The 26387-nt window shown below is 63.0% G+C and carries 23 protein-coding genes and 1 pseudogene; 4 read left to right on the top strand and 20 right to left on the bottom strand.

Going from position 1 to position 26387, the window contains the following annotated elements; translation table 11 throughout:
• The first annotated feature begins 1 nt into the window (after nt 1).
• The gene (locus H9627_RS11215; protein WP_191734125.1) at nt 2-880 is read left to right on the top strand and encodes a macrolide 2'-phosphotransferase; all 879 of its coding nucleotides are present in this window, start codon (nt 2-4) and stop codon (nt 878-880) included.
• A 105-nt stretch (nt 881-985) separates the two neighbouring features.
• Nucleotides 986-2347 (top strand): DUF4185 domain-containing protein, encoded by a 1362-nt coding sequence (locus H9627_RS11210; RefSeq protein ID WP_191734124.1) that lies wholly within the window; start codon nt 986-988, stop codon nt 2345-2347.
• An 8-nt stretch (nt 2348-2355) separates the two neighbouring features.
• Here H9627_RS11210 and H9627_RS11205 read toward each other — a convergent pair whose 3' ends face one another.
• Entirely contained in the window at nt 2356-3999 is a 1644-nt protein-coding gene (locus H9627_RS11205; protein WP_191734123.1) for an ABC-F family ATP-binding cassette domain-containing protein, read from the bottom strand.
• A gap of 78 nt (nt 4000-4077) precedes the next feature.
• Between H9627_RS11205 and H9627_RS11200 the strand changes: the two genes are divergently transcribed.
• On the top strand, nt 4078-5115 hold the full coding sequence (locus H9627_RS11200) for a tocopherol cyclase family protein (protein WP_191734122.1): 1038 nt from the start codon (nt 4078-4080) through the stop codon (nt 5113-5115).
• On the opposite strand, the gene H9627_RS11195 is transcribed toward H9627_RS11200, so the two are convergent.
• The 3 genes from H9627_RS11195 to H9627_RS11185 all read right to left on the bottom strand — a co-directional run bounded on the left by H9627_RS11195 (nt 5110) and on the right by H9627_RS11185 (nt 7773).
• Complete coding sequence (locus H9627_RS11195; RefSeq protein ID WP_191734121.1) at nt 5110-6210, bottom strand: alkene reductase; 1101 nt, start codon at nt 6208-6210, stop codon at nt 5110-5112. The two genes, H9627_RS11200 and H9627_RS11195, sit on opposite strands and share 6 nt — an antisense overlap.
• A gap of 83 nt (nt 6211-6293) precedes the next feature.
• Nucleotides 6294-6905: a hypothetical protein gene (locus H9627_RS11190; RefSeq protein WP_225213785.1), complete on the bottom strand. Its 612-nt coding sequence runs from the start codon at nt 6903-6905 to the stop codon at nt 6294-6296.
• Nucleotides 6895-7773, bottom strand: coding sequence for an endonuclease/exonuclease/phosphatase family protein (locus H9627_RS11185; protein ID WP_191734119.1), 879 nt, complete (start codon nt 7771-7773; stop codon nt 6895-6897). The genes H9627_RS11190 and H9627_RS11185 overlap by 11 nt, the downstream gene beginning before the upstream one ends.
• 74 nt (nt 7774-7847) lie before the next feature.
• Between H9627_RS11185 and H9627_RS11180 the strand changes: the two genes are divergently transcribed.
• Nucleotides 7848-9098, top strand: a complete 1251-nt coding sequence (locus H9627_RS11180; RefSeq protein WP_191734118.1) for a flavin monoamine oxidase family protein — start codon at nt 7848-7850, stop codon at nt 9096-9098.
• Here H9627_RS11180 and H9627_RS11175 read toward each other — a convergent pair.
• From H9627_RS11175 to H9627_RS11100, 16 genes and pseudogenes are all read right to left on the bottom strand, one after another.
• The gene (locus H9627_RS11175; protein ID WP_191734117.1) at nt 9078-9488 is read right to left on the bottom strand and encodes an SRPBCC family protein; all 411 of its coding nucleotides are present in this window, start codon (nt 9486-9488) and stop codon (nt 9078-9080) included. The two genes, H9627_RS11180 and H9627_RS11175, sit on opposite strands and share 21 nt — an antisense overlap.
• Entirely contained in the window at nt 9479-9943 is a 465-nt protein-coding gene (locus H9627_RS11170) for a DoxX family protein (protein ID WP_191734116.1), read from the bottom strand. Before H9627_RS11170 ends, H9627_RS11175 begins: the two co-directional genes overlap by 10 nt.
• Before the next feature lie 29 nt (nt 9944-9972).
• The gene (locus H9627_RS11165; RefSeq protein WP_191734115.1) at nt 9973-11721 is read right to left on the bottom strand and encodes a SulP family inorganic anion transporter; all 1749 of its coding nucleotides are present in this window, start codon (nt 11719-11721) and stop codon (nt 9973-9975) included.
• 185 nt (nt 11722-11906) lie between these two features.
• Entirely contained in the window at nt 11907-13520 is a 1614-nt protein-coding gene (locus H9627_RS11160; protein ID WP_191734114.1) for a solute symporter family protein, read from the bottom strand.
• On the bottom strand, nt 13521-13883 hold the full coding sequence (locus tag H9627_RS11155) for a DUF485 domain-containing protein (RefSeq protein ID WP_191734113.1): 363 nt from the start codon (nt 13881-13883) through the stop codon (nt 13521-13523).
• 490 nt (nt 13884-14373) lie between these two features.
• Complete coding sequence (locus tag H9627_RS11150; RefSeq protein WP_191734112.1) at nt 14374-14880, bottom strand: 2'-5' RNA ligase family protein; 507 nt, start codon at nt 14878-14880, stop codon at nt 14374-14376.
• Between the two features lie 158 nt (nt 14881-15038).
• Nucleotides 15039-18209 (bottom strand): beta-phosphoglucomutase family hydrolase, encoded by a 3171-nt coding sequence (locus H9627_RS11145; protein WP_225213784.1) that lies wholly within the window; start codon nt 18207-18209, stop codon nt 15039-15041.
• A 219-nt stretch (nt 18210-18428) separates the two neighbouring features.
• The gene (locus H9627_RS11140; protein WP_191734111.1) at nt 18429-18899 is read right to left on the bottom strand and encodes a hypothetical protein; all 471 of its coding nucleotides are present in this window, start codon (nt 18897-18899) and stop codon (nt 18429-18431) included.
• Nucleotides 18900-18905: 6 nt separating this feature from the next.
• Nucleotides 18906-19112, bottom strand: coding sequence for a hypothetical protein (locus H9627_RS11135; protein ID WP_191734110.1), 207 nt, complete (start codon nt 19110-19112; stop codon nt 18906-18908).
• Nucleotides 19113-19114: 2 nt separating this feature from the next.
• On the bottom strand, nt 19115-20563 hold the full coding sequence (locus H9627_RS11130; protein WP_191734109.1) for a glycosyltransferase family 2 protein: 1449 nt from the start codon (nt 20561-20563) through the stop codon (nt 19115-19117).
• 2 nt (nt 20564-20565) lie between these two features.
• Nucleotides 20566-23538, bottom strand: coding sequence for a bifunctional diguanylate cyclase/phosphodiesterase (locus H9627_RS11125; protein ID WP_191734108.1), 2973 nt, complete (start codon nt 23536-23538; stop codon nt 20566-20568).
• Between the two features lie 176 nt (nt 23539-23714).
• Nucleotides 23715-24224, bottom strand: a complete 510-nt coding sequence (locus tag H9627_RS11120; RefSeq protein WP_191734107.1) for a 2'-5' RNA ligase family protein — start codon at nt 24222-24224, stop codon at nt 23715-23717.
• A 7-nt stretch (nt 24225-24231) separates the two neighbouring features.
• Nucleotides 24232-24603: a carboxymuconolactone decarboxylase family protein gene (locus H9627_RS11115; protein ID WP_191734106.1), complete on the bottom strand. Its 372-nt coding sequence runs from the start codon at nt 24601-24603 to the stop codon at nt 24232-24234.
• 80 nt (nt 24604-24683) lie between these two features.
• A complete protein-coding gene (locus H9627_RS11110) occupies nt 24684-24938 on the bottom strand; it encodes a Txe/YoeB family addiction module toxin (protein WP_191734105.1) in 255 nt (84 codons plus the stop codon).
• 3 nt (nt 24939-24941) lie between these two features.
• On the bottom strand, nt 24942-25190 hold the full coding sequence (locus tag H9627_RS11105; protein ID WP_191734104.1) for a type II toxin-antitoxin system Phd/YefM family antitoxin: 249 nt from the start codon (nt 25188-25190) through the stop codon (nt 24942-24944).
• 81 nt (nt 25191-25271) lie between these two features.
• A pseudogene (locus H9627_RS11100) lies at nt 25272-26159 on the bottom strand (IS5 family transposase).
• Nucleotides 26160-26387: the final 228 nt, after the last annotated feature.

The following is a 26387-nucleotide window of genomic DNA, read 5'->3' as shown; positions in this document are numbered from 1 at the left end:
CATGGATCTCCTCGACCTGGCCCGCGCGCACCAGCTGGATCTGGAGCCTGCGTCGCTGAACATCATCGAGATGGGTCTGGATTTCCGGGTGGTCATGGCCACGAACACCACCGGCCGGGACTGGGTGTTGCGCATCCCCCGCTACCCTTCCGTGATGGATCGCGCCGCCGCGGAGGCCAGGGTGCTGCAGGTTGTGTCCCGGCACCTGTCGGTGGCGGTCCCCGATTGGCAGGTCCACACCCGGGAGCTGATCGCCTATCCCCTGCTGCCCGGTGTCCCGGGCTTGGAACTGACCAGGGACGGTGAACCGGTGTGGAACGTTGATGCCTCCTCACCGGTCTATGTCGATCACCTCGCGGACATCCTCATCCAGCTGCATGCCATCCCCGTCGCGGAGGTCGCCGACACCGGCATCCCCATCCGCACCCCGGAGGAGGTGCGCGAAGCATGGTCGGAGGACCTCGACCGGGTGGAGCAGGAATTCACCGTGAGCACCGCACTGCTGCGGCGCTGGCGGGCATGGGTGGAGGAGGACACCTATTGGCCTGAACACACCGTGCTCACCCACGGGGAGATCTACCCCGGTCACACCCTGGTGGAGGATGGGCGCATCACCGGGATCATCGACTGGACCACCGCCCGGGTGGGTGATCCGGCCGCTGATCTCATGATGCAGCAGATGATCGCCACCCCGGACAGCGTCGAGCGGCTCCTGGACCGCTATGCCCGCGGTGGCGGTCGGATCTGGCCACGCATCCGGGAGCACTGTGCGGAGCTGATCGCAGCCAACCCGGTGGGGTATGCCCTCTACGCCCTCGAGGTGGACAACCCGGACCTCCTGGAGACCGCGGGGATAATGCTCAACCCGCCCGACGCATAAGTAAACCTGCACTTCCGGGTGGCTCTTGATAAAATTTCGGCTTGTTCCGTTATGTGGCTGGATTTGTACCGCATAACCTCCCCCTCGCCGTGAAAAGAACCCTCCATGTCTAAGTCTGTCCGCGCCCTCACACTGATCGTGACCGGGGCGCTCACCTGTGCTGCCCTCTCCCCCGGGGCGCTCGCCCAGTCCGCGTTCTCCCCGGGCTCATCCGGTTCCACCGGGTCCAGCAGCGCCTCAGGATCCTCCGGCGCACCCCACCGACCCGCCGACCCCGCCACCCCGTGGACCAAGGACATCTCGGATGGACTGGTGGTCAACCTCATCGGTGATGTGCTCGGACCGGGTATCTCCAACCATGTGGGCGTGATGACGGGTGATCTCGGCACCATGACCTGGCTGGGTGACGGCGGGGAATTCGCCATCATCTTCGGTGATTCCTTCCGCGGTGCCACCTTCGGCCAGGGTGACTGGTTGAGTCCCATCGGTGTTATCGCAGAGATGGACGCTGACGGGCGCATCGTGATCAAACGCCCCCTCAATGACAGCTGGCAGGTGGAACAGCTGGTCAACTACTCCCACAATGACCGCGGCCTGACCCTGCTGCCCTCTGATGTTATGAACATCAACGGCAACCTCTACATGCAGGCGATGTGGAATGAGGGCGTGGGCAATGTCCTGCGCACCCAGATCTGGGAATCCACCGACCAGGGACGCACGTGGCGCAGCATCGCCACCATCCCCACCAGCTACCTGGATGGGAAGGCCAACCTGATCACCTGGGACTATGACCAGGCCAACGACTGGGTGTACATGATGTCCTCGGAGTTCAAGCGCAACGACGATGTCTACCTCACCCGCTTCCGTCCCTATGACATCGATGACCGCAACAAGTGGCAGCACTACTCCCTCAACTCCGATGGCACCGGATCCTGGGGATCACGCATCACCCCGATCCTCAGTGACCGGGTGAAGGCCGGGGAGATGTCGCTGCGCTACATCGAGGGGCACTGGGTGCTGGCGATGTTCAACGCCGAGACCATGGCCATCGAGGTGCGCATCTCCAAGGAGATCGAGCGGGACTGGAATGAGATCGCACCCGCCAACGTCGTGGTCTCCGGTTTCGGCGGCTGGGGTGAGGCCCAGTCCCCGAGCAACTTCACCCAGCTCTACGGCGGTTATATCACCCCGGGTTCCACCCTGGGCAACATGGATCTGGTGGTCTCGCAGTGGAACACCAGCAACAACAGCCGCTACATGTCCACCCAGTTCAACGTCCAGGGACTGGACAAATTCTTCGGCACCGGGACACCGGAGGCGCCTAATGCCCGCAGCATGATGCGCACCCTGGACACGTCGGTCGGCAACCAGGATGTCATCGAGGTCCAGCAGGTCGAGGTCACCCCGGCACCCGAGGTCGAGCTGGCCGAGTCCCTGACCGACATCACCATCGTGCCACTGGATTAGAACACCGGTTAGAGCTCGCTGACCTGACCGTCCACCACCTGCCAGTGACGGTCGGTGCCGACGGTGTCCAGCATGCGGCGGTCGTGGGTGACCAGCAGCAGGGTGCCGTCGTAGGTCTCCAGCGCCTGCTCCAGCTGCTCAATGGCGGGCAGGTCCAGGTGGTTGGTCGGTTCATCCAGGACCAGCAGGTTGACGCCGCGGGCCTGCAGCAGCGCCATCCCGGCGCGGGTGCGCTCACCGGGTGAGAGCTTGTCGACGGGCCGATGGACATGATCAGCGGTCAACCCGAACTTGGCCAGCAGGGTCCGCACCTCACTGGCGGTCATCTCCGGCACGGCGGCCTCGAAGGAGTCCACGAGTGGCTGCTCACCGGCGAGGATGGTGCGGGCCTGGTCGATCTCACCGATGTGCACCCCGGAGCCCAGACTGGCAGTGCCCTCATCGGGGGTCTGCCGCCCGAGCAGCAGCCGCAGCAGGGTGGATTTCCCGGCCCCGTTGGGCCCGGTGATGATGATGCGTTCCCGGGCGTTGATCTGGAGTGATACCGGGCCGAGGGTGAATTCCCCCTGCCGGATCACGGCACCATTGAGGGTGGAGACCACCGAACCGGAGCGTTCCGCGGCGGCGATGTTGAACTCCAGGGTCCATTCCTTGCGGGGTTCGGCCACCTCATCGAGGCGGGCGATCCGGCTTTCCATCTGGCGGACCTTCTGAGCCTGTTTCTCGCTGGATTCGGTGGAGGCGCGCTGCCGGAGCTTGTCGTTGTCGGGGGCCTTCTTGATGGCGTTGCGCACGCCCTGGCTGGACCATTCCCGCTGGGTGCGGGCACGCCCGACCAGGTCGGCCTTCTTCTCGGCGAACTCCTCGTACTTCTCCCGGGCCTGGCGGCGCAGGGTGGCGCGTTCCTCCAGGTAGGCGTCATAGCCACCGCCGAAGACCCGGTTGGTGTCCTGCGCGCGGTCCAGTTCCAGGACCTGGGTGACACACCGGGCCAGGAATTCACGGTCGTGGCTGACCAGCACGACACCGCCGCGCAGGCCCTGGACGAAGTTCTCCAGGCGTTCCAGACCGTCGAGGTCGAGGTCATTGGTCGGTTCGTCGAGAAGCACAATGTCGAACCGGGAGAGCAGGAGGGCGGCGAGGCCGACGCGGGCGGCCTGGCCGCCGGACAGGGAGGTCATCAGCTGCTCATCCAGGCCCGCACCCACCTCGAAACCGAGGTCGGCGAGGACCACCGGGAGGCGTTCCTCCAGGTCGGCGGCACCACTGGCCAGCCACCGGTCGAGTGCGAGAGAGTAGGCATCGGCGGCCGAGTCATCCTCACCGAACGCTGCGGCCGCCTCATCCATGTCTGCGGTGGCCTGGGCACACCCGGTGCGCCGTGCCACGTAGCCTGCGATGGTTTCACCCTCCACACGCTCATGCTCCTGGGGCAGCCACCCGACGAAAGCGTCGGCGGGTGACAGGGACACGGAACCCGCCTGGGGTTCATCCACGCCCGCGAGGATGCGCAACAGGGTGGTCTTCCCGGCGCCGTTGGCCCCCACCACGCCCACGACGTCCCCGGGGGCGACGGTGAGGTTGAGGGAATGGAACAGGGTGCGGTGGCCGTGGCCGCCGGCGAGGTCACTGGCCACGAGGGTTGCTGTCATGGGGTTCATTGTCGCACCCCAACCAGGCGCTGGAGAAATGGTGGCGCAGCTCACACCAGGTGTGTTGTACTGGGGTCTATGAGCCTGCTGAAGAGATACCGCGCCACCGGAGCTGATCTGCTCTTCGGTGATCCCCTGCCCGCCCACGAGGGAGTGTCCATGGAAGGGTATTTCTGGCGCATCACCGATCCTGTCACCGGCCGCGTCATCATCGCGCTGTGCGGGGTGAACCAGGGGCCGGACGGCCCGTGGGCGACGGTGGGGTACGCCGCCTGGCCGACTGGGTTCATCCGCACCGATGCCCTTGACGGGGCGTGGGCTGATCCGGATGGGCTGGGGGTGGAAGGTGGTGACGGCGCCTTCGAGGGCAACCGGCGCCGGCTCCGGGTGGATCTGGGCCCCGATGCGCGCCTGGATATCCGCTTCACCGATCTGACTCCCTGGCCCCACCGTGCGGCGGGTGGTTCCAGCATCTTCCAGATGGTGCCCGCCCTCAACCAGTACTGGCATCCGTGGCTGCTGGGTGGGAAGGCATCCGGAACAGCCATCGTGGGTGATGAGACGTGGGAGTTCACCAATGCCCAGGTGTACGCGGAGAAGAACTGGGGTCGGGAGGGGTTCCCGGAATCCTGGTGGTGGGGTCAGGCGCAGGGCTTCGCCGAACCGGATGCCTGCGTGGCGTTCGCCGGTGGGAAGATCCACAGCGGCCCGTTGCGCACGGAGGTCACCGGACTGGCGGTGAAACTGCCCGGTGGGCGGGTGTTCCGGCTGGGCAATCCCGTGATCAGCCCGGTGGACACCCGCACCAGCGATGACCGGTGGGAGCTCTCGGGCCGGGGGTTCGGCTGGCAGGTGGAGATCAATGCCACCGCTCCCCTGGACCAGGCCTTCATCCTGCCCGTGCCCCTGCCCAGCGAGCACCGCAACACCGCGGGCGATCTGGAACATCTGGCCGGTGAGCTCAGCATCGAGGTCCGACGCTTCGGCCGTCATGTGTGGTCGGGGCAGACGTCGCTGGCAGCCCTGGAGCACGGCAGTCTGGACCGCGCGCAGCAGGAGCTGACGCGGCGCGGGCTGGGGCCGGAGGTCACTTTCTCGCCCCCGGTGGGGTTATAGGCTGTACTCCATGACGGGGTAGTCGGTGTAGCCCTTCTCCCCGCCCACGTAGAAGGTCTCGGGGTTCGGCTCGTTGAGGGGTCCGTCCAGCTGCCAGCGGCGCACCAGGTCGGGGTTGGCCAGTGCGAGGCGCCCCACCGAGACCGCGTCGGCGGCCTGCTTGTCGACGAGTTCCTCCACCGCCTCCCGCTGTGTGAACCTGCTGAAACCGGTGTTGACGATGAGCGGTGCGCCGAATTCGCGGCGCAGCGTCTGGATCAGCTCGCCTTCCGGCTCGTGGTGGACCAGCTCGACATGGGCCAGACCCAGGTGCTTCAGGCTGCGTGCCAGCGCGGTGTAGGTGGCCAGGACATCGGCGTCATCGGTTTCGATTGCACCCTGGATGTTGTGCTGCGGGGACAGTCGCAGGCCGGTGTTGCCGGCACCGATCTCGCGGGCCACCGCGGTGACCACCTCGGCGACGAAGCGGGCGCGCTTTTCCGGGCTGGCTCCATAGGCGTCACCGCGCAGGTTGGTGGTGGGAGCCAGGAACTCGTGGAGCAGGTAACCGTTGGCACCGTGGACCTGGACACCGTCCATGCCGGCGGCCATCGCATTGCGGGCACCGGCGACGAACTGGTCGATGACGGTGGCCAGCTCATCCAGTCCCAGCTCATGCGGGATCACCGGATCCACCTTGCCGGTGGAGATACGGATGGGGTCCGGGGCGGCGATGGCACTCGGTGCGACGGTGCGTCCCGTGCCGGTGAGTTCCGGGTGGGAGATGCGCCCACCGTGCATGAGCTGCATGATGATCTTCCCGCCACGCTCGTGGACGGCATCGGTGATCTCACGCCAGGCGGTGACGTGCTCAGCCGTCTCGATTCCCGGTTGCTGACCCCAGGTGCGGCCCTCCTGAATCGGCCAGGTGCCCTCCGTGATGATCATCCCGAAGTCCGCGCGCTGGGCGTAGTACTCCCTCATCATCTCCGTCGGGGTGCCGTCGGTGTTCGCCCTGATCCGGGTCAGCGGAGCCATGATGATGCGGTTATTCAGCTCAAGGTGTCCGAGGGTGACCGGTGAGTACAGCGGGTGGTCGGAGTCGTGGGTGCCCATGTGGTGGTGTGGATCCTCTCAGATGGTGTTTCGGTGTAGTCGGTGCAACGGGTGGCGGTGCCGGATTGTTCCCTGAATGGGTGTCAGGGGGACGTCGACAAGCACTCGAGCTGGGGGGACGCGGGCACCTGCTCCTCACGCACCAGGGGCACGTGCGCGACCGCGACACCGCAGACCAGCGCGCCGAGACCGCCGACGACGAGATCGCTGATGGTGTCCTCGTAGGTGACATAGATCTGGGAGGTGACATACGTGAAACCAACCCATTCCACCACCTCCCACAACACGCCCAGAGACAATCCGAGCGAGGTGGTCAGGGCGATAGCGGCGACCCGGTGGGTGCCCGGTGGGGGCACCGCACCGATCCTTGCGAGGTAGACATAGGCGGCCACGGCCAGTCCCCCGGCGCAGATGAAGTGGATGACCATGTCCCACCAGGCGATGGAGGTGTAGAGCTCAAAGACATTACTCCAGGCGGCGATGATGAGACTGGTGGTGAGGATCGCATCCGGTATCGGTGTCATGCCGAGAAACCGCGCGATGAGCATCCCCGGCAGGGTGAACGCGATGACGGCAGCCTCGGTGAGTTCGAAGAAGGCCAGAGCGACGAAGAAACTCAACACCCCACCGATGCGGATGAGATCCGCGACCGTCTCGGTCAGGCCCCTCGGCGGGCGGATGAAATTATCGATCATGGGGGTCGTCATTTCCTGTTTCTCCCGGTGGAATCAGCAGTGCATGGACAGAGAGATGATCAGATGCCCACGCGCCAGCGTACTGCCGCGCGTTAATCCCTGCCCTGTGAACCTGCCAGTCGCGCGTGCTGAGGATCCAGTCGATGCGTTTACCTCCCGGCGTCGGGTCGCGGTAGTTGGGGAAGGTGCCCCACTCGGCGGTGAGGTGGCCGGCAGCAGTGGCCCAGGTGTCGGTGAGGACATTGGTGCTGGTGAAGGCCTGGAATGTGGCACTGCGTTGATGTGCGTTGACGTCACCGGTGACCACCGCGGGCAGCTGCGTGGAGCGGATGTGGTCACGGATGGCCCGGGCGGAACGCAGCCGCGAGCGACGGGAGAGAGGATCGAGGTGGGTGTTGATAACCACGAACCGGTTACCCGTGGCCCGGTGCCGGAAGGTCGCCGCGACGAACGCCCGGGGGAAGATATTGCCCCAGGACACCGATCCCGGGATCTCCGGGGTATCGGAGAGTGCCTGTTGTTCCCAGCCGAGCAGCTCCAGCTGCGTGGTGTCATAGAAGATCGGCGTGGCCTCACCGGCGTGGTGACGTCCCCTCCCCCGCCCCACGAACCGGTGGGACGGTCCCAGCACCTGCTGGAGGAAGGCGGTCTGCTCCGGCAGGGCCTCCTGCACCCCCAGGATGGTGGGGCGCAGCTCGGACAGGGCCTCGCGGATCAGTGGCGCGCGGGTTGTCCACCTGTCCGCCCGGCGGGTGAGCTGCCCCGGGATGAGGCGACGGATATTCCAGGTCATCACATGGAGGGTTGCGGGTGGATACTCACCTGCGGTGATGGACACCTCCCGGTCGGCATCGGGTGCGTGGTTCATCCACCCGAGGCTACCTGCGACACGGCTATCATTGGACGGGGAAATCCCGGACGAGGAAGTACCGAAGGAGCACCATGGACACGGATGTCATTGTCATCGGCGCGGGCCTGGCCGGCCTGCAGGCTGCACGCAGGTTGGAGGAGGAGGGACTGGGTGTCCTGGTCCTGGAACGCGAGCAGGAGATCGGTGGCCGGGTGCGCACCGACCACATCGACGGTTTCCTGCTGGACCGCGGTTTCCAGGTGCTCAACCCCGCCTACCGCGCGGTGCGTGACTGGGTGGATCTCAAGGCCCTGGGAATGCAGCATTTCGACGTCGGGGTGCAGCTGCGCGATGACACGGGCATCTCCACCCTCGCCCACCCGCTGCGTCACCCACGGCTTATCCCGCAGACGCTGCGCAGTGGTTACCTCTCCCCGGTTGAGCTGTTCGCCCTCGCCCGGTGGCTGGGGCCGACGCTCGTGAGCGAGAGTATCTCCTCCCGGGCCACCCGTGACACCACCCTGACCGCGGCCCTGGACCGCGCCGGGATCACCGGGCCCCTGCGGCGCAACGTCCTGGACACCTTCCTCGCCGGGGTGCTTGCCGACGGCCACGGCACCACCTCCGCCAACCTCGCCCGCCTGTTGCTGCGGTCTTTCGCCTACGGCTCCCCGGGACTGCCACGCGGTGGCATGCAGGCCCTGCCACAGCAGCTGGTGGACCGCCTGCAGCGCGCTCCCCTCACCGGTCATGCGGTCACCGGCATCAGTGAGACCGGTGAGGGTGTCACGGTGGACACCGACGCCGGTTCCTTCACCGCCCGCTACGTGGTGGTGGCCACCGACCCGGTGGGTGCCGGCGAGCTGACCGGTGTGGAGGCACCGCGGATGAAGGGTCTGGCGACCTGGTGGTTCCGTACCGATGAGGCCCCGGATACCGGTAAATTCATCCGGCTGGACGCCACCCGGCCCGGAGGCGGTGCGGCGGGACCCGTGCTCCACGCCGCGGTGGTGTCCGCGGCCGCGCCCTCCTACGCCCCCGCGGGTCAGCACCTCATCGAGGCGACCGCCCTGCTGGGCGAGGGTTCCGCGACGGAAGCCGAGGTGCGGGCGGACCTGGAACGGATCTACGCCACCTCCACCGGCGACTGGGAGCTGATCATCCGCCACGATGTTCCCCATTCGCTTCCGGAGCAGCGCCCTCCCCTGGTGGACCGGCAATCCCAACGGGTGGGCGAACACATCTTCGTCGCCGGTGATCACCGTGACACCGCCTCCATCAACGGGGCGTTGATCTCCGGTGACCGGGCGGCGCGGGCGATCTCAGGTCTTATCCGCGCCTAGGTTCGTGTCTGATGCCAGCCGGCGCAGCGCCCACCACATCAGTGGCCGGTAGAGCACCAGGATCAGCCACGGCCCCCGGATCCGCACCCAGGCGCGGGTGCCGGTGGCCAGTTCATCCAGGCCATGATCGAGCAGCAGGTTCAGTGGACCGAAGCGGACCCGCCAGGACCAGGTTCGTGCCTGCGGGTTGACGCGCAGGATACGGAAACGCGCGGTGGCTACCCGGAGGATCTTCACGCGTCCCCGGGTGCCGGCGATGAGGGTGGGGGTCTCAGCATCGACCCCGGTCAGGTGCGGGGCCCAGGAGGTCCAGCGTTGCAGGTAGTGGTACCGCTGCCAGGCGAGATCCGGTGTCGCCGCACCCGTGGCGGTCACTGTCATCACACCCATCGTGGCTCCTCCTTAGACCGGCTCACGGTGTGTCGCAGCCACTCCCAGGCCCCGGTGGACCACAGGGCCCAGAGCACCAGCAGCGGCTGGAAAAACAGACGGATCAACCGCGCGCGGTCGGTGTCCAGACCGAACCCGTCGGTGCCTTCCACATACTGGGCGATATTGCCGGGGAAGATGAGGATGAAGAACGCTGCCGTCGCGGTACCCACGATGGGTCGCAACGACCGGGGCGCCAGGATGAGGGCTGCCCCGAGTGCGATCTCCACGACTCCGGAGGCCACCACCACGAGGTCCGGGTCCAGCGGCATCCAGCTGGGCACCTGGGCCTGGAACTCCTCACGCAGGGTGGTCAGGTGGCCGGTCCCCGCACCTGCCAGCGCCACCCCGAGCGCGATCCGGGCCAGGGTGCGGGACCAGCGGAAGGTGGGGGCTGAGGGGGTCATCGGTGTCATGGTCACCATTATGGCCGTCACTGAGGCCTTTAGGGATTGAGGATGTACCCGGGCACCCCGTCCGGCCACTGCCCGTGCTTCTCCCGGTACCGCCTGGCGTATTCCCGCACCGCGGTGGGCAGGGTGGCGAAGATGTTCTCCTCCCCGATCCTGTCGATGAACCCCGTGGGTTCCAGTTGGCGGTGGAGGTCCTGTTTCACCCGGGACAGGGCGAGCGTGATGTCGCGTTCCTCCAACCGGATGCGCAGCTCCTCGAGCATATCCACGGCCGTCAGGTCGATCTCGGTGTTGGCCTCGGCGTTGATGAGGAACCACTCCACCGGTTGGTCGGAGTCACCGACAGCCTGTTCCGCCTGCTCGAGGAAGTTCTCGGCGTTGGCGAAAAACAGCGGGGAATCATAACGGAAGACCACCAGACCCCGGACCGGAACAGCATCCGGGTAATCGTGCATGCTGTGCATGCCGGCCACCCCGGGCGCATAACCGAGAATATCAGCGTGTGGTGTGGTGATACGGCGGATGAGATCCAGCAGCGACAGGACGATGGCCACGCCGATGCCGATGAGCACGCCGAACATGACCACCGTAACGGTGGTGACCGCGGTGATGAACAGCTCGCTCGCGCGGAAACGTCCGATACGGCGGAGCTCGGCGACGTCGATAAGCCTCGTGGCGGCGAAGATGACCAGCGCGCCGAGCGCGGCATCGGGGAAGGACTCCAGGATGGGCCCGGCGAAGAGCAGCACCAGCACCACCATGAGCATGGCCACGAGGGAATACACCTGGGTTTTCGCACCGGCAGTGTCGGCGAGCACGGTGCGCGAACCGCTGGAGGACACCGGGAATCCCTGGAGGAAACCGGTGGCCACATTGGCTGTACCCAGGGCCAGTAGTTCCTGGTTGGAATCGATGACCTCTCCCCGACCGGAGGCAAACGCGCGACCGGTGAGGATGTTGTCAGAGAAACCGACGATCGCGATACCCACCGCGAAGGGCAGCAGCGCCCACAGATCCAGATCCCCCAGGTCAGGGATGCGCGGTTCCGGCAGGCCGCGGGGCACCTCGCCGATGACATCCAGGCCCAGGCGCTCCAGGTTGAAGATGGCCACCACCGCCCCGGCGAGCAGGAGCACCAGCAGCGCGGAGGGTGCCTTGGGGAACCGCCAGTAGGTGAGGAAGAGCAGGATGAGCACACTGGCGCTGAGCATCACGGTGGGCAGATGCGCCTGACCGATCTGGCCGGCGAAGGACACCACCTTGTCCCAGGTGCTCTCGCCCTCCACCTCGAGCTGGGTGATCTTGCCGAGCTGGCTGACGATCATCAGGAGCGCGATGCCGATGAGGTAGCCGATCAACACCGGGCGCGACAGCAGTGAGGTGAGGAAACCCAGCCTGGTCACAAACCCGATGAGACAGACGATGCCGACGGCGATCGCGAGGATGGCCGCGACCTCCGCGTAGCGCTCCGGACCACCGGCTGCCCCCACCAGCGCACCGACGCCGGCCGCGGTCATCAGGGCGGTGGTGGACTCCGGCCCGATCGACAGTTTCCGGGAAGTGCCCAGGAAGAAGTAGATGACCATGGGCAGGAGAATCGACCACAGTCCCACCACGGCGGGCAACCCCGCGATGACCGCATAGGCCATCACCTGGGGCACAAGGTAGGCGGCGACGGTGACACCCGCCAGCAGGTCACCGCGCAACCAGGAGCGCCGGTAGTGCACCAGTGCCGCCACCCCGGGGAGGTAACGCTCCCACACCGCCCGTTTCGCATTCATACAGCGATTTTACCCCGCCGGGTGGTGATCCCGGGGCTTAAAGACAGTGGTCAGGCTGTTCAGGCCCCCTGTTACAGGTGTGCCATCACGGGTGCGCCAGCCAACGCCACGGGCCCGGACGTTCGTGGTGAGCGTCCGGGCCCGTGGTGAAGATCGGTCCGTGTGGCAGGTGCCGGCCGGGGAGCCTAGTGCTCGACGGCCTTCTCGACGCCCACACCGGTCAGGGAGCGGACCTCCATCTCAGCGCGCTTGAGCGGGAAGTTATCCGGCTTGCCCAGGAAGGTGCCGATGATGCCCAGGAGGAAACCGGTCGGGATCGCAACGATCGCCGGGTTGGTCAGCGGGAACCATGCGAAGTCAACGTTCGGCAGCATGGAGGTTTCCGCGCCGGAGACCGCCGGGGAGAAGATGATCAGGATGACCGAGGTCAGCAGGCCACCGTAGATGGAGAACAGTGCGCCGGTGGTGTTGAAGCGCTTCCAGTACAGGGAGTACAGGATGGTCGGCAGGTTGGCGGCTGCGGCGATGCCGAAGGCGAGCGCAACCAGGAAGGCGATGTTCTGTCCCATGGCGCCGATACCCATGACGATGGCCAGGATACCGATGACGATCACGGTGATGCGGGAGACGCGGACCTGCTCCTCCTCGGTGGCCTTACCGTCACGGATGACGGAGTTGTAGATATCGTGTGCCACGGAGGCGGAGGCGGTGATGGCGAGACCGGCGACCACAGCCAGGATCGTGGCGAAGGCGACCGCGGAGATGATGGCCATGAAGATGGTGCCACCGACGCGGGAAGCCAGCAGAAGGACCGCGGAGTTGGCGCCACCCGGGGCGTTGGCGATCTGATCGGCACCGACGAGAGCGGCTGCACCGTAACCCATGACCACGGTCATGAGGAAGAACAGAGCGACGATCGCGATGGTCCAGGTCATGGAGCCACGTGCTTCCTTGGCGGTGGGCACGGTGTAGAAACGCATGAGGACGTGTGGCAGACCGGCGGTACCGAAGACCAGTGCGGCACCGAGGGAGATGAAGTCCAGCTTGGTCAGCTCGTTGGCACCGTACTTCAGGCCCGGGTTGAGGATGGCATCGCCCTTGGGGTGGTTCTGGACAGCGGCCTCGAGGACGGCGTTGAAACCACCCTTGACGGCGTAGAAGGTCAGCAGGGTGATGATGACGGAGCCACCGACGAGCAGGACAGCCTTGATCATCTGGACGTAGGTGGTGCCCTTCATGCCACCGACCAGGACGTAGACGATCATCAGGGCACCGACGATGGCGACGACGATGGCCTGTGCGGCCTTTCCATCGATACCGAGCAGCAGGGCCACGAGTCCACCGGCACCGGCCATCTGGGCAATGAGGTAGAACAGGGAGATCGCCAGGGTGGAGATGGCGGCAGCCAGACGGACCGGCTTCTGCTTCAGACGGAAGGAGAGCACATCGGCCATGGTGAAACGACCGGTGTTACGCAGTGGCTCGGCCACGAGAACGAGGGCGACGAGCAAGGCGATGAGGAAGGCCACCGAGTACAGGAAGCCGTCGTAACCGCTCAGGGCGATCGCGCCGGTCACACCGAGGAAGGCCGCGGCGGAGAGGTAGTCACCCGAGATGGCCAGGCCGTTCTGAGTGCCGGAGAAGGAGGCACCGCCGGTGTAGAAGTCGGAGCCCTTCTGGGAGGTGGTACGGGTGGCACGGACCACGACGGTCATGGTCACCACGATGAACAGGATGAAGATGGAGATGTTGAGGATCGGGTTTCCGGTGGAAACCTGCTCAGCAGCGAGGATGTGCATTTAGTTCACCTGTCCTTCGAGGTCAGCGTTGGTTGCACGGGAATCGTCCTCGATCTGGGCGCGGATGGCCGCGGTGGCCGGATCGAGCTTCTTGTCGGCGAAACGGACATATGCCCAGGTGACCAGACCAGCAGTGACGAACTGGGCCAGGCCGAGGATCATTCCGACGTTGATGGCGCCGTAGACACGGGTGGACACGAAGTCCGTCGCGTAGGTGGCGGTGATGATGTAGAAGAAGAACCACACAAGGAAGGCGATGGTCATGGGGAATGCAAACCTGCGGAACGTACTACGCAGTTCACCGAACTCCCGGGATTCACTCACTTCGAGGAATTCTTCAGGGGTTGGGGCAGAGGGATTCATAATCCACCTTAGGAAATCAGTGACGTGAGCCACGTTGTTAATAGCTTGTGTGACACTATACAAATAAAGATAGGCCGTCAATTTGATGCAGGTCACATGGGGGCAGCGATGTAAATCACCCCCTTAGCAAGGTTGTGAAGAACTCCCCTTGTGCAAATGTTGCAAATCTGAATCTATGCAAAATTCGGATTTAACGTGCGACTTTGCAGGCCGATGTATCATTTCAGGGAATTTCCAGGACATTCACATGCATTCAGGTGAATTGATTCATCTTCGGAGTTAGGGGGTGAAGTACTTTTCCCCGACACCCCCGCGACAGTAGCTGGACGATTGCACAGCCACACGCCGGGGACGGGAAGAATCCACAGCTTCAAGGCATCCCACCTGCAGGCTCAATCGCAGGGGGATGGGGTTTTCCGGGTGGGGCCGTACCTACTGCTGGAAGATGCCATCAACAGGTGCCCTCCCCACCACCCTGGCTGCTGTTTGTCTAGGGAGTTTCGGCCAGAACAGTCAGTTCCTGGGTCCGCGGGCGCCAGAATGCGGCCCGTGCGGCGGTGAGTTCCCTGAAGTGCGCGGAGGTCACCTCATCCAGGGCCCGGACATAATCGGGGACGATCTCCCGGGGCAGACACAACCCCAGGGTCAGATGGGGTGTCCAGCGACGACCACGCCCGTCAGGGTTGAGTGCACTGATCTCACGGGCGGCGTTTTCCAGTTCAACAGGGGCTTCCAACAACCAGGCGACAGTCTGTTTGCGTTTGGTGCCGAAGACCACGGTGCCCACCCGCTGGAAACGGGCGGGTATCAGTGGCGGGAGCAGTTGCGCAGCACGCTCGACAACATGGCCCGCCATATCCCTTGAAAACGTCACGGTGATGTGTGGCGTCTGCTGCTGTGGGGGAAATCCCCGTTCCTCCAGGCGCGCGAAGATCTCACGTACCTGTGCTTCCTCCCGCGGCGGAAGGTGAAACAGGATGTTGTCCGGGGATGTCATCTTCTGCCGCTCCTCACTCCTGCTCCGGCGCTGCTCCGGTGCGACTCCCGACCATGCACCATTCACCCAGTCGCGCACCATCGGGGGTCAGCACTGAACACCGCCATGGTACGTACCCCCAGCGGACGAACGGGTGTCCGGGTCCCGCGTCGATCCGCCTAGCGGGCGGGCAGGTCAACCTCCCACACGTCCCCGGGGCTGAGGGTTTTCCGGGCGGTGCCCACCCGGACCTCGATGGGCTTGGCGACGCTGGGTTCCAATTCCAACCGCACCTGATCATGGGCAATCTGAACCGAGATGGGTTGACCCCGGTAGTGCAGCTGGAAGGAGGCAGCAGGTAGTTCATCGGGCAGCTGTGGATCAAGAACAAGCAGCCCCTCCTGGATCTCCACGCCGCCGTAACACCGCAGGATCATGTCGATGGTGCCTGCCATCGCACCCATGTGGATGCCCTCCGCGGTGGAACTGCCCTTGCCATCCGACAGATCGGTATCCAGTGCCTGGTGGAAGAATGACCAGGACTTCGCCCGGTTCTTGCTGGACAGGACCCAGGCGTGAACCAGCTGACTCAGGGATGAGCCATCGCTGCTGCGTTCCAGATAGAAGTCGATGGTGCGGTCCACCGCATCATCGCTGAGTTCGTAGCCCATGTGTTCAAGGATCGCGCGGAGTTCCCCCACGGAGAACAGGTAGAACAACATGAGCAGATCAGCCTGCTTCGACAACCGGTAGTTGTTCGGGCTGTCCCCCTCGTCCTGGAGGATGAGGTCGAGACGGCCGATGTCCTCATACTTCTCCCGGTAGTGCTCCCACGGGAATTCCTTGAGGTCTTCATAGCCGGCGAACTGGCTGATCACTCCATCTGCATGGAAGTGAATGGTCAGCCGGCTGCTGATCCGGGCCATGCGACTCAGTTCATCATCACTGAGATCAAGCCGGTCCCGCAGGGCTTCAGCCTCGTGGGGGTCCAGAGCGTCGAGGATCTCCGGCACCCGGGCCAGAGTCCAGGATGCCAGGACGTTGGTGTAGGTGTTGTCGCGCAACCCCTCCCCCGGCCGCCCGGGATAGCCGTCATGGAATTCATCCGGCCCCATCACACCACTGATGCTGTAACGGTCCTCCGTGGGATCGTGTTCAGTGTTGCTGGCGAACAGACGGGCCACCTCGATCACCAGCTCGGCACCGACATCAGTGAGGAACGCCTGGTCCTGGGTGACCTGGTGGTAGTTCCACACGCTGAATGCCACGGCGAGGCCGATGTGATGCTGCTGGTGGGAATTATCCGGAATCCATTCCCCGTTCCTGGGGTTGACCAGCCGTGGCGGGGTCTCCTCCCGCCCATCGCTACCGCTCTGCCAGGGAAACAGTGCTCCCCGCAGGCCAATCTCCTTCGCGGCCGCCCGGGCCTCGTCGAGACGCCGGAATCGGTAGAGCAACAGGGCACGGGTCAACGCCGGTTGCCGGAGCGTCAACATGGGATAGACAAACAACTCATCCCAGAAGATATGGCCCCGGTACCCCTCACCGTGCAGGCCCCGGGCCGGGACACCGGCATCAAGATCCGTGGTGGCGGACGCCACGGACTGCAGGACGTGGAAGGTGTGCAGGTTCAATGACAATGAGGCCTGCCGGCCATCCTCGATGTTCACATGGAACAGTCGCCACAGCTGGGCCCACCGGCGTATGTGCTGGGCACGCAGCTCCTCATAGTTTCCCGCCCGCCGGATCCGCTTCCCCGCAGCCAGGGCTGGTGTGGACAGTGCCTCATCCCGTGAGGTGGCCACCGCAACGATCTTGTCCACCACCAGTGGACTGCCGGGGGCAACCCCGCTGGAATACTGCTGGCCTACCGACCTCGCGGTATCTGTCGGACGAACCGTGACCGCATCCGCATCCGGATTGTCCACGGTGGTCCGCGTGGCCATGGCCACCACGATGTCAGACTGCGTGGTCCGTGCCTCCAACAGGACGGTGCGTTCATCCAGATGATGACGGGTCGGTGGCCTGAGATGACGGGTTTCCAGTGCGGTGTCATCTGCCACATTGGTGTTGCGGACATCGCCGTTGATGGCGGAGAACACCTGCACGTCCCCCTCCCAGTTCTCGGCATCCACGACCACCCGCAGCGCCGCCAGTTGTGGCTGCGCCATGGACTGGAACTGCTCGGTGGTGATGCGGGTGATCCTCCCCTGCTCATCACGACGGCGCACCATCCGGCGCAGCACCCCGTGGCGCAGGTCCAGCTCCTGCCGGTAATCCAGCAGTTCATCATCCGATGGGTGCAGGACCTGACCTTCTCCACTCTCCACCCGGAGGAAGGTCCAGTCGGGGGCGTTGATCAGATGTTCGGTCTCTGCGGGGCTTCCGTCAGTGTAGTTCTCCACCCGGTTGAAGATCCCGGCCAGGTAGGTGCCGGGATAGTGGACATCGCCCGCGTGGGTCCCCGGGATGGAAGCTCGGGTGGCCCAGTAGCCGTTGCCCACCGCACAGAGGGCTTCCCGCATGCTCTCTGCCTCAGGATCAAAATCGTCGTAGGACAACAACCACGGATCAGGTCGGTCGGTTTTGCCCACATGCCAGCCGGTGTGCAGATCGATGGTGGAGACGTCGCTAAGCACCCGGTCCGCGCCGGCCTCCCACAACTCGTTGATGTCATCGGCGCGGTCCACCCCGATGACCAGCCCGAAACAACCATCATGCGCAGCTTTCACCCCAGCCGAGGAATCCTCGAGAACCGCACACTGTTCCGGTGCGGCACCGAGTTGACGGGCCGCGGCCAGGAAGGGATCGGGAGCGGGTTTACCGGCCAGGCCCTGCTCGATGATGTCATTGCCGTCCACGCGGGTGGCGAAGAGATCGGTGATCCCCGCGTTGGCAAGGATCGGTCCACTGTTACGACTCGAGGTGACCAGCGCTGCGGGGATGCCCTCCGCTTTCAACCGCTTCAGCAGCTGCAGTGTATCGGGGAAGACCTCCACACCCTGCCGGGCGAGTGCCTCGTCAAAATACCCCTGCTTCCGGGCCGCCAGCCCGTGGACGGTGAGTTTCTCTGGACCATCATCAGCATTTCCCTCGGCGATGTCGATGCCCCGTGCCCGGAGAAAGGACCGGACACCGTCCTCCCGGGTGAGCCCGTCCACGTGTGCCCGGTAATCCGTCTCCTTGTCAAACGGTGTCTGCCCGGGTGCACTGTCCCTGATGACATCATCGAATAGGGATTTCCAGGCGGTCGCGTGGATCAGCGCGGTGTTGGTGACCACCCCGTCCATATCGAAAAGGACGGCCGAAATGCCGGGCTCATGTCTACTGGAAGAATCAGGGTCAACCATGGGTACCTCCTCGGCGCACGTCTTCGCAATCGCCGTACGTGCTTGTTCGGGCTCGAATATTTCGCCGATACTACCGAAAACAAGTATGGCGGTGCCGGGAAGCTATTTGTCGCAAATCTGCAGCTGATCAGGTCCATGGTGGGGAAATATCCTCGTGGCGCTGCTTGTCGATGGGACTCACACCAGTTAGGGAGGGCAATTATAACTAACGGACGAGTTTTATGATGGTGGGGGAAAATACTCCGGGTTGGTCCAGGCGGAGATCCCCAATTCAACCGAACGCAACTCCCCCATGCTCACTGGGAGGAACTTGTCCGGCGCCGGAGGTTGCCAACGGATCTCCCCGCTTTCCGCGCCTTCGATTTTGTCCACCAGATTCTCCCCGTAGAACCAGCGGTCACTGAGAACACTGACCTCCTGGGGGTAGACATCATCAATGGTCCAGGACCACCGCTCAGGATTATCTTCATAGCAATACCCCAGGAAACCGGTGTGGGAACCAGCGAGGACATGCAGGACAAAGTGAATGAACCGGCCATCATCCCAGACCGCCACCACCGGAAAGCTGGGAAGCTTCTCCACATCTCTCTCGTAATAGGAGGTGCTTTCATCCCGGCGCCATTCCAGCCCCCGGGTAAGGGCTGCCACCAGCCTGGATAGATCCATGCGGTTTTCAGAGGGCTGGTTCACTGCGCCTCATCCTTTCCGTTTTCTCTCCTCCGTATCCGGGTAGATGCTGCGCGTCTCGGAGCGTTCGTAGGTGCGTGGCAGGTAATCACGATAGTAGATGCGTGGCAGGGTTTTCACCACGGCGAGGGTGACATAGATCGCGGTGTTGATGGCCACGAAGGCGGCCAGTGCCGCGAACCAGTCTGAAGTGAGAATGGATTCCGGGAGGAGCATGATTATTCCTTTTCCTCAGATCCGGCTGTGATGGCGTTGGGATCAGTATCGTTTTGTCCCCACTGGGCCTGTTTTGCCAGCAGGATATCGAAAACCCCCTTGAGGAACACCAGGTTCAGGAAGGTGGCGAATATCAGTTCCGGGATGAGGAGTGCCGCCACGAACCTGGCGAACCATGTTGACTTCCACACGGTCACCACACGTTCGACCATGAAGAGAAACCCCAACAGCATCCAGAACGGGTACCAGATCCATTCACCCCTGGCGAGGATCGTGAGGATGATGACCACGAAGTAGGCACCCAGGGCGACCGCCCCATAGCCGATGCCCAGCTGTTGGAACCAGTAGCGGGTGGTCTGTGGTGTCACCCCGTAGGCCCCCAGGTTTTCCAAGGCACCACGTTGCCAGCGCAGACGCTGGTGCCAGAGCTGCTTCCAGGTGGGCATGACCTCGGTGACCACCGTGCACTGCGTGGGTGAGACCATCAGTCCACCCAGTGACTTCAACGCCAATGTGAGTTCATTGTCCTCCGTCAGTGCTGCGGTGTCATAAACATCGCCTTTGCGTCCGGGGAGGAGGGTGCCCCTGGATTCTGCGACCGCACGCAGTCCCCGGGGGCGGAAAGCGGAAGCAGTACCGGTGAGGACAAAGACCCGGCCCCGCCTGCGGTGGATGTCCCGGCTATAACGGGTGTACTCATTGCGTTGGTATTGCCCCAACCACCCTTCCCCGGATTCGCCGTAGAATAACCCGCCGACCGCCATGAGCGCCCGGTCATCGGTGAAGCGTCGTCGTGCCTCGCTGAGGAACCCCTGGTCCAGGACGGTGTCGGCGTCAACAATCATGACAATGTCGTTCTCGCCGAGGCGTAGGAGGAGGTCTTTGAGGGCCTGGTTGAGCCCACCGGCCTTCTTGAAATTGTTGTTCCGGGTTTCAAAGACCTCCACACCGGCGGCCCGTGCCAGATCCGGTGTCTCATCCGTGCAGTTGTCCGCGATCACGATGATGCGTTCTGGGCCCTCATTCTGATTCTGGAGCCCCTCAATCGTCGCAGATATGCGATCCGCCTCATTATGGGCCGGGACCAGGACCGTGATCGTGACCGGTCCGTGGAAAACGCCCCGGGTCTGCTCCATGACGATTCTCGGAGCAAGCGGTAACCCTTCCGCATCGATGGAACGGCGGTAGCGATTGGTCACGGTGCGTTCCACCGTGGCTGCGATGGCCACGAATATGAAGGCGACCACAATGGCGGCGATGAGGACGCGGACCGGGGGGATGTAGTCGTCGTAAAGCACCACCCAGGTGTCGAAGAGCCGCACCTCCTGTGCCCCCGGGGAGGTCGGGTCGGACAGGGTGATGGCCAACCACAGCAGTAATCCCGCCATCGCAGCAATCCCCACCACGCCGATGCCGATAACCCTGGCTATGGGAAATCCCTTCTGTGGCATCTCTATTCTTCTTCCTCATGGTTCTTGGACGTTGTGAGATACGTAGCGATGAACTCCGCAAGCGGTACCGATCTGCCAATGTGGTAACCCTGGGCATAGGTAATACCCAGGTGTGTGACCTCCCGGAGGATATCCTCGCTTGAAACAAACTCAGCCACCGTGACCATCCCCTCATCCTGCGCCAGACACATGATGGAATGGACAATGCTGCGATCCACGCTGTTGTCCACCATGCCCTCGATAAACTCACCGGCGATCTTGAGCATGCGGAAGTCCAACTGTTTCAGGTACCGGTAGGGGTCAAATCCCGCACCGAAATCATCAAGAGCAAACACCACCCCGTGATCTGCCAGGGTGCGTTGGAATCTGCGGGCGGCCTCAACGTCCTTCAGAGGTGCGGTTTCAGTCAGCTCGAGGATGAGTGCTCCCGGCGCCACCCCGTGTTTCTCCACCTCTGCACTGATCAGAGCACAGACCTCGTCGGCACCGCAGGACTGGGCGGAGACATTCAACGACAGGCGGAAATCCGGCCGCACACGACGCAGTTCCACCAGCAACTGGATCCCCTGCCGGATCACATACATGTCCAGTTCGGGCCCCAACCCGGCGCGCTCCACCGCAGCGATGAACTCGCCAGTGGTCACCGATATTTCCGCAGGGTTAATCCTGGCAAGACCCTCCGCGAACGCGATTTCCCCGGTTGACACCTCAAGAATGGGCTGCAGCTCCAGCGTGAGCGCCCCTCTCTGCAGAATGTTCTCGATGTGGCTTCGTGTCAACTGCGACAGTGAGGATTGTTCCCCCTCACGCCCCGGGGTCAGCACCGCAAATCTGTTGCGCCCCGAGCCCTTGGCCTCGTAGAGCAGCTGATCCGCGAGGATGAACGGATCAACACCACGGCTGCGGGCTTCAGAAAACATCACAATCCCCACGCTCGCGGTCACACGGCGCAACACATCAGGTCGGCTGGCCATATTCTGCTGTACCGCCTCCACGATCCTGGCACCGGTGGCGGTGGCACCGGTGCGATCGGTGTCAGGCAGAACAATCACAAACTCGTCACCCCCCAGACGCCCCACAATGTCAGTGGAGCGGACGCACTCGCGGAGTAATCCTGCAAAATCCACCAGCAACTCATCGCCCACATGATGTCCGAGGACATCATTGACCGTTTTGAAATTATCCAGGTCGATGAGCAGCAGGGCACCATCGCTGCGTTCATTGTCACCATGGCTGTAGATCTTCCGGAACTCCACTTCAAAGCAACGACGATTCACCAGACCGGTGAGCGCATCATGATCTGCCAGGTACGAGACAAGCTCATGGAGGCGTTGACGCTCAGTGATATCCACTGCATTGACAAGCACCGGTCCGGGCGCTGTGTCCTCTCCCGTGGTGGTACGAAAAGTCAGTGCCACTCTTCTCCTGACCCCATCCACCGCATTGACATAGCGGTCGGCATGGATCAGCTCCCCCGGTTCAGCCAGGGCAGCGGTGATCTGCTCCTGGAGCTCCTTTTCCGTAATGAACTCATCCAGACGGCGTCCCTGCAGTTCCCGGGCAGGTACACCGATCAGTTCCCCGAGCGCACGGTTGGCCTGGAGGATCCGGCCGGAATCATCGAGTGTCGCCACGCCCTGTGGCGCATTTTCAAAGAGGTAACGGGCATCATCATGGGCATGCTGTAATTGACGCATGGCCCAGTATTCATCGGTGCTGTCGTGGTACAGGATCAGGGCGTGACCTGCTTCGGTTTCGCCCTGGAGATACAGCGGGGAGGCACTGACCGAATAGAAACGCCGTTCACTCCTGGAACTGTCGTCCGGGTCATCGACCAATTCCAGCAACATAGCCTCCACTGTCTCACCCCGTAGGGCTCGATTGTCCGGCCTGGTGGATTCCTCGAGTAATACCCCGTCGATCTCTTTGAGTTGACGCATCTCATAGTCTCCCTGGGAGTCCTTCACGACGAGGTTATGTGCCACATCATTAACAGGGAAAACCTTACCGGAGCGGTTGATCACCAGCAGTGCATCGGGGATCGTCGCAGCCAGGGCTTCCAGCTCCGCCACCAGAGCTGAATGCTGTTGCACCGTTGTTGACACCACAAGGGACAGCAGGACGCAGATGACAATGAACAGCTGGATCGCTGATGCCTGCGCCAGCGGGTCATTCTCTAAAACAGAAAAGGGCCCGGTGCCCACCCAGAGCACGAAAATGGTGGCGATCCCGGTAGTGAACACCCCGTGGATGACCGCCAATATAACAGGCAGTCTGGTGGCGCTCCAGTATAGGGGCAGCATGGCCAGATAGGCGATCGGGAGATTATCTCCGTAGATGAAGATGAGAAGGAGCAGCACCATCGTGGCAGTGAGCACCCCGGCGAACTCACGCCATGCTGCGACGCTGATATTTCTCACCACCGCGGAGGCAATGGCGATACCTGCCCCTGCGATGGCGATGACACCAGCCAGGTCACGGAGGATCAGGCTGAGATAGATCGTCACCGAGATGCCGTCCCCACTGAGAACGATCGCAAGCAGTGTGAATGCCTTGGACACCGGGATGACAACGAGGCTTGCGATGAGCAGGCGGTACACATGGCGTGGGAGATGAATACGGGCGATACTGGGAAACAGTCGCCCACCGCCACGGTTTTCGGGTTCAATCCAGCGGAATTTCTCAAACAGCAACACCAGGGGCCCGATGGCGGGTCCTGCGACCAGATGTGACAGCCCCACCAGAATCCAGCTGGTGAGGGAGATGTCCTGGATCAGTGACAGATACAGTGGTGGAACCAGGAATACGAAGGCGCTCACCGCGACGAAGACCCGCCACCGTTTACAGGTGACGGTCCACCACACGGCAATGCCGATTGATGGCCACACCACTGCAACGAGTGTTCCGGCATAGACCACCGACAGTGACGCCACCACAGCAACCACATAGGCGATACCGAAGAACACGTGCCGCATCCACCACCAGTTGGGTGATCTGTTGAGATCAGCTGCGGAGCCACTGCTGTCAGCAAGTAACCATCGACTTGTTGAGTTAATGAGAACACCTTTCCTTTGAAGACGCCGGAATCACTGTGTGCTCCAGTTTTGTGTTCCCCCTGGACTTTACCCACCCCTGGTTCAGATACCTGCTGTTACACCGGATCACCGGCCAGCACCGTGAATTCCCGAATCCGTGGTTTCCACAGTGCAGCCCGCACCGCGGTGAGTTCCTTGAAGTGCGGGGATGTCAGCTCGTCCAGGGCCCGGATATAGTCCGGCACCGTCTCGCGCGGCAGCCGTAAACCGACGGTGAGATGTGGAATCCACCGCCGGCCACGGCCGTCAGGATTGAGCGCGCTGAGCTCACGGGCGGTGGCCTCCAGGGCCTCATCGGTCTCCAGGAGCCAGGCCACAGTCTGTTTGCGCTTGGTGCCGAACACGACGGTCCCCACCCGATGGCAGGTCGCCGGTATCACCTCGGGCAGCAACTCGGTGGCACGCTTGACGACGCCCTCCTCCATCCTCGGGGAGAAGGTGAGCGTGATGTGCGGCGTCTGGTGCTGCACGGGGAAACCCCGCTGCGCCAACTGGGCGAAGATATCTCGAACCTGCTGTTCCTCCCGCCCAGACAGGTGCAGCAGGATGTTATCCGGCGAAGCCACGAAAGGTCTACCCCTCGAAGGCGGCCTTCATACAGCGCATGGCAGCCAGTGTCTTCGGCACACCGATGTACGGCATCAGGTGCACGAAGCACTCCGCCACCTCTTCCCTGCTCATACCGGCGACATCCACAGCGGTCTTGATGTGGCCGGTCAGCTGCGGTTCCACCCCACCCATGGCAGCCAGAGCCGCCATGTTGAGCATCTGACGGTCCCGCAGTTCAAGCCCCTCCCGCTGGTAGGTGCCACCGAACACCGCTCCGACGACCCAGTCCGAGGAACCCGGCGCGAACTCATCCAACTGCTTCTTCCAGGCGGCGGCACCTTCCGGTGACTGCGTTGCCTCAACAAACTCGTTGCCCTTGTCCATGCTCAGATCCACAGTGTTCTCCTCTGTTTTTCGCTCCACACAATTCGACTTCGATGCGCCATCGTATCAGGAAAACAGCACGTCAGGGGCGTTTAATAGTGATACCGAGCCTGTGATATGACGAGGTCATCCCCGATGATGAGATAGACCAGTCGATGCTCATCAGTGATACGACGTGACCAGGCTCCCTGAGCGCCGTATTTCAATTGTTCGGGTTTGCCAATTCCCGCAAAGGGGTCAGGCAGACATGCGTCGATAAGCGTGTTAATCCGCTTGAGGATCTTCCGATCAGCGGTCTGCCAATAGAGGTAATCCTCCCACCCCGAACGGTCCCAGACCAGACGCATGAACTACTCCCGATCGAGGTCATGCGTTTCCACGTGCCCCCCGACAGCACGCTCGTAGGAATCCAGCAGACGCCGGGCATTAGCAGGTGAGCGGAAGAGGTAGGCCGTCTCTTTCCACGCGGCGTACTCATCTGCGGGCATGAGCACTGCATTGCCTCTCCGGGAGACGATTTCCACTGCCTCGCGGTCGTTATTGATGCGTTCGATCAGTGTAAGAAGAGTCCTGCGGGCTTCACTGGCACTGATTGACATAGGTACACCTTTTAATCAAAGTTATAGCGACTTATCGTACGACTCAGTGTCACTTCACGTCAATGAAGGGACTAGGTCGTGTTACGAAAGTCGTTTTAGCCAGTACCGGATCACCGCCAGCTGAACTGCGGCCTCGAAATGCACCGCTAACTTATCAAAACGCGTGGCACACCCACGGTACTGTTTGATCCGGTTGATCCCCGTTCCACGACGTTACGACGCCGGTAGGCCACAGTGTCGAAGGCCGGGGGTCGGCCACCAGCAGACCCCCGACGCTTCCGGTTCGCGACCTGGTCCCTCGGCTGGGAGATCGTCGCCTTGATTCCTCGTGACCTGAGATACTTCCGGTTCGCGCGTGAAGAATACGCCTTATCCGCTAGCACCCGCTCGGGCCGTCGCCGCGGCCGCCCCGGCCCGGTGGACGGGACCCGGATCTTCTCCAGCACCGGCACCATCTGCGGCCCATCTCCTGCCTGACCTGGGGTGATCACCAGCGACATCACTCCACAGTCGGCATCGATCCCGACGTGGATCTTCGTTGACCAGCCACCACGAGATCGTCCAAAACCGTGATCAGCGGGCTCGGTTGGATGCCGGGTGGCACTGTCTCTCCTCGCACCATTGGCGTGGATGTGGCCCCGGGCGGTCGTGGAATCGACACTGACCTCCCAAGAGAGTTGTCCTTGCTTCTGGGCGTGGCTTAGCAATCGGGTGTGTACTTCCTGCCATACCCCGTCAGCCCGGAGGCGGACGAACAGGTCATAGACCCGCCACCAGGGCCCGTAGCGCTGAAGGGACGTCCCGCCACGGGCAACCGGTGCGGATTCTAATGAAGATGCCGTTGACCAGGGATTTTATATACCAGGTGCGGGGGCGTCCCCGCGGTGATGGGGTAGGTAGGAGTGGTGCGAGCAGGCCCCATTCGGTATTGGTGAGGTCGTGGCGGGCCGAGGGCGGTAAAGTAGGCAACGAGGGTTTCCTTGCAAGCGTTGATGATTAGACACCAATAGCGTGCGTGGGGAAACCCTCGCTTGTATTTAAGACACGCCGGGCTCACTCACCGGAATTTCGTAACACGACCTAGCCTGGGCCCGAACCCCGTGTCCACCAAACGGAGATCAGGTCCCAATCGTCAAAAAGCTCCACCAACCGTGACGGTCGATGGAGCCTTTTCCCCAAAAGTTTCAACGTGGCCCT

It is taken from the genome of Corynebacterium gallinarum, from assembly GCF_014837045.1.
GTDB classification, from domain to species: Bacteria; Actinomycetota; Actinomycetes; order Mycobacteriales; family Mycobacteriaceae; genus Corynebacterium; species Corynebacterium gallinarum.
Note: the sequence above shows the minus strand (reverse complement) of the source record. Positions and strands in the feature narration are given on the sequence as shown.

What these genes read in the sequence shown, in the direction of transcription:
- H9627_RS11215 (WP_191734125.1), top strand. Translation starts at nt 2, where the DNA reads ATGGATCTCCTCGACCTGGCCCGCGCGCACCAGCTGGATCTGGAGCCT.
- H9627_RS11210 (WP_191734124.1), top strand. Translation starts at nt 986, where the DNA reads ATGTCTAAGTCTGTCCGCGCCCTCACACTGATCGTGACCGGGGCGCTC.
- H9627_RS11205 (WP_191734123.1), bottom strand. Translation starts at nt 3,999, where the DNA reads ATGACAGCAACCCTCGTGGCCAGTGACCTCGCCGGCGGCCACGGCCAC.
- H9627_RS11200 (WP_191734122.1), top strand. Translation starts at nt 4,078, where the DNA reads ATGAGCCTGCTGAAGAGATACCGCGCCACCGGAGCTGATCTGCTCTTC.
- H9627_RS11195 (WP_191734121.1), bottom strand. Translation starts at nt 6,210, where the DNA reads ATGGGCACCCACGACTCCGACCACCCGCTGTACTCACCGGTCACCCTC.
- H9627_RS11190 (WP_225213785.1), bottom strand. Translation starts at nt 6,905, where the DNA reads ATGATCGATAATTTCATCCGCCCGCCGAGGGGCCTGACCGAGACGGTC.
- H9627_RS11185 (WP_191734119.1), bottom strand. Translation starts at nt 7,773, where the DNA reads ATGAACCACGCACCCGATGCCGACCGGGAGGTGTCCATCACCGCAGGT.
- H9627_RS11180 (WP_191734118.1), top strand. Translation starts at nt 7,848, where the DNA reads ATGGACACGGATGTCATTGTCATCGGCGCGGGCCTGGCCGGCCTGCAG.
- H9627_RS11175 (WP_191734117.1), bottom strand. Translation starts at nt 9,488, where the DNA reads ATGGGTGTGATGACAGTGACCGCCACGGGTGCGGCGACACCGGATCTC.
- H9627_RS11170 (WP_191734116.1), bottom strand. Translation starts at nt 9,943, where the DNA reads ATGACACCGATGACCCCCTCAGCCCCCACCTTCCGCTGGTCCCGCACC.
- H9627_RS11165 (WP_191734115.1), bottom strand. Translation starts at nt 11,721, where the DNA reads ATGAATGCGAAACGGGCGGTGTGGGAGCGTTACCTCCCCGGGGTGGCG.
- H9627_RS11160 (WP_191734114.1), bottom strand. Translation starts at nt 13,520, where the DNA reads ATGCACATCCTCGCTGCTGAGCAGGTTTCCACCGGAAACCCGATCCTC.
- H9627_RS11155 (WP_191734113.1), bottom strand. Translation starts at nt 13,883, where the DNA reads ATGAATCCCTCTGCCCCAACCCCTGAAGAATTCCTCGAAGTGAGTGAA.
- H9627_RS11150 (WP_191734112.1), bottom strand. Translation starts at nt 14,880, where the DNA reads ATGACATCCCCGGACAACATCCTGTTTCACCTTCCGCCGCGGGAGGAA.
- H9627_RS11145 (WP_225213784.1), bottom strand. Translation starts at nt 18,209, where the DNA reads ATGGTTGACCCTGATTCTTCCAGTAGACATGAGCCCGGCATTTCGGCC.
- H9627_RS11135 (WP_191734110.1), bottom strand. Translation starts at nt 19,112, where the DNA reads ATGCTCCTCCCGGAATCCATTCTCACTTCAGACTGGTTCGCGGCACTG.
- H9627_RS11130 (WP_191734109.1), bottom strand. Translation starts at nt 20,563, where the DNA reads ATGCCACAGAAGGGATTTCCCATAGCCAGGGTTATCGGCATCGGCGTG.
- H9627_RS11125 (WP_191734108.1), bottom strand. Translation starts at nt 23,538, where the DNA reads ATGCGGCACGTGTTCTTCGGTATCGCCTATGTGGTTGCTGTGGTGGCG.
- H9627_RS11110 (WP_191734105.1), bottom strand. Translation starts at nt 24,938, where the DNA reads ATGCGTCTGGTCTGGGACCGTTCGGGGTGGGAGGATTACCTCTATTGG.
- H9627_RS11105 (WP_191734104.1), bottom strand. Translation starts at nt 25,190, where the DNA reads ATGTCAATCAGTGCCAGTGAAGCCCGCAGGACTCTTCTTACACTGATC.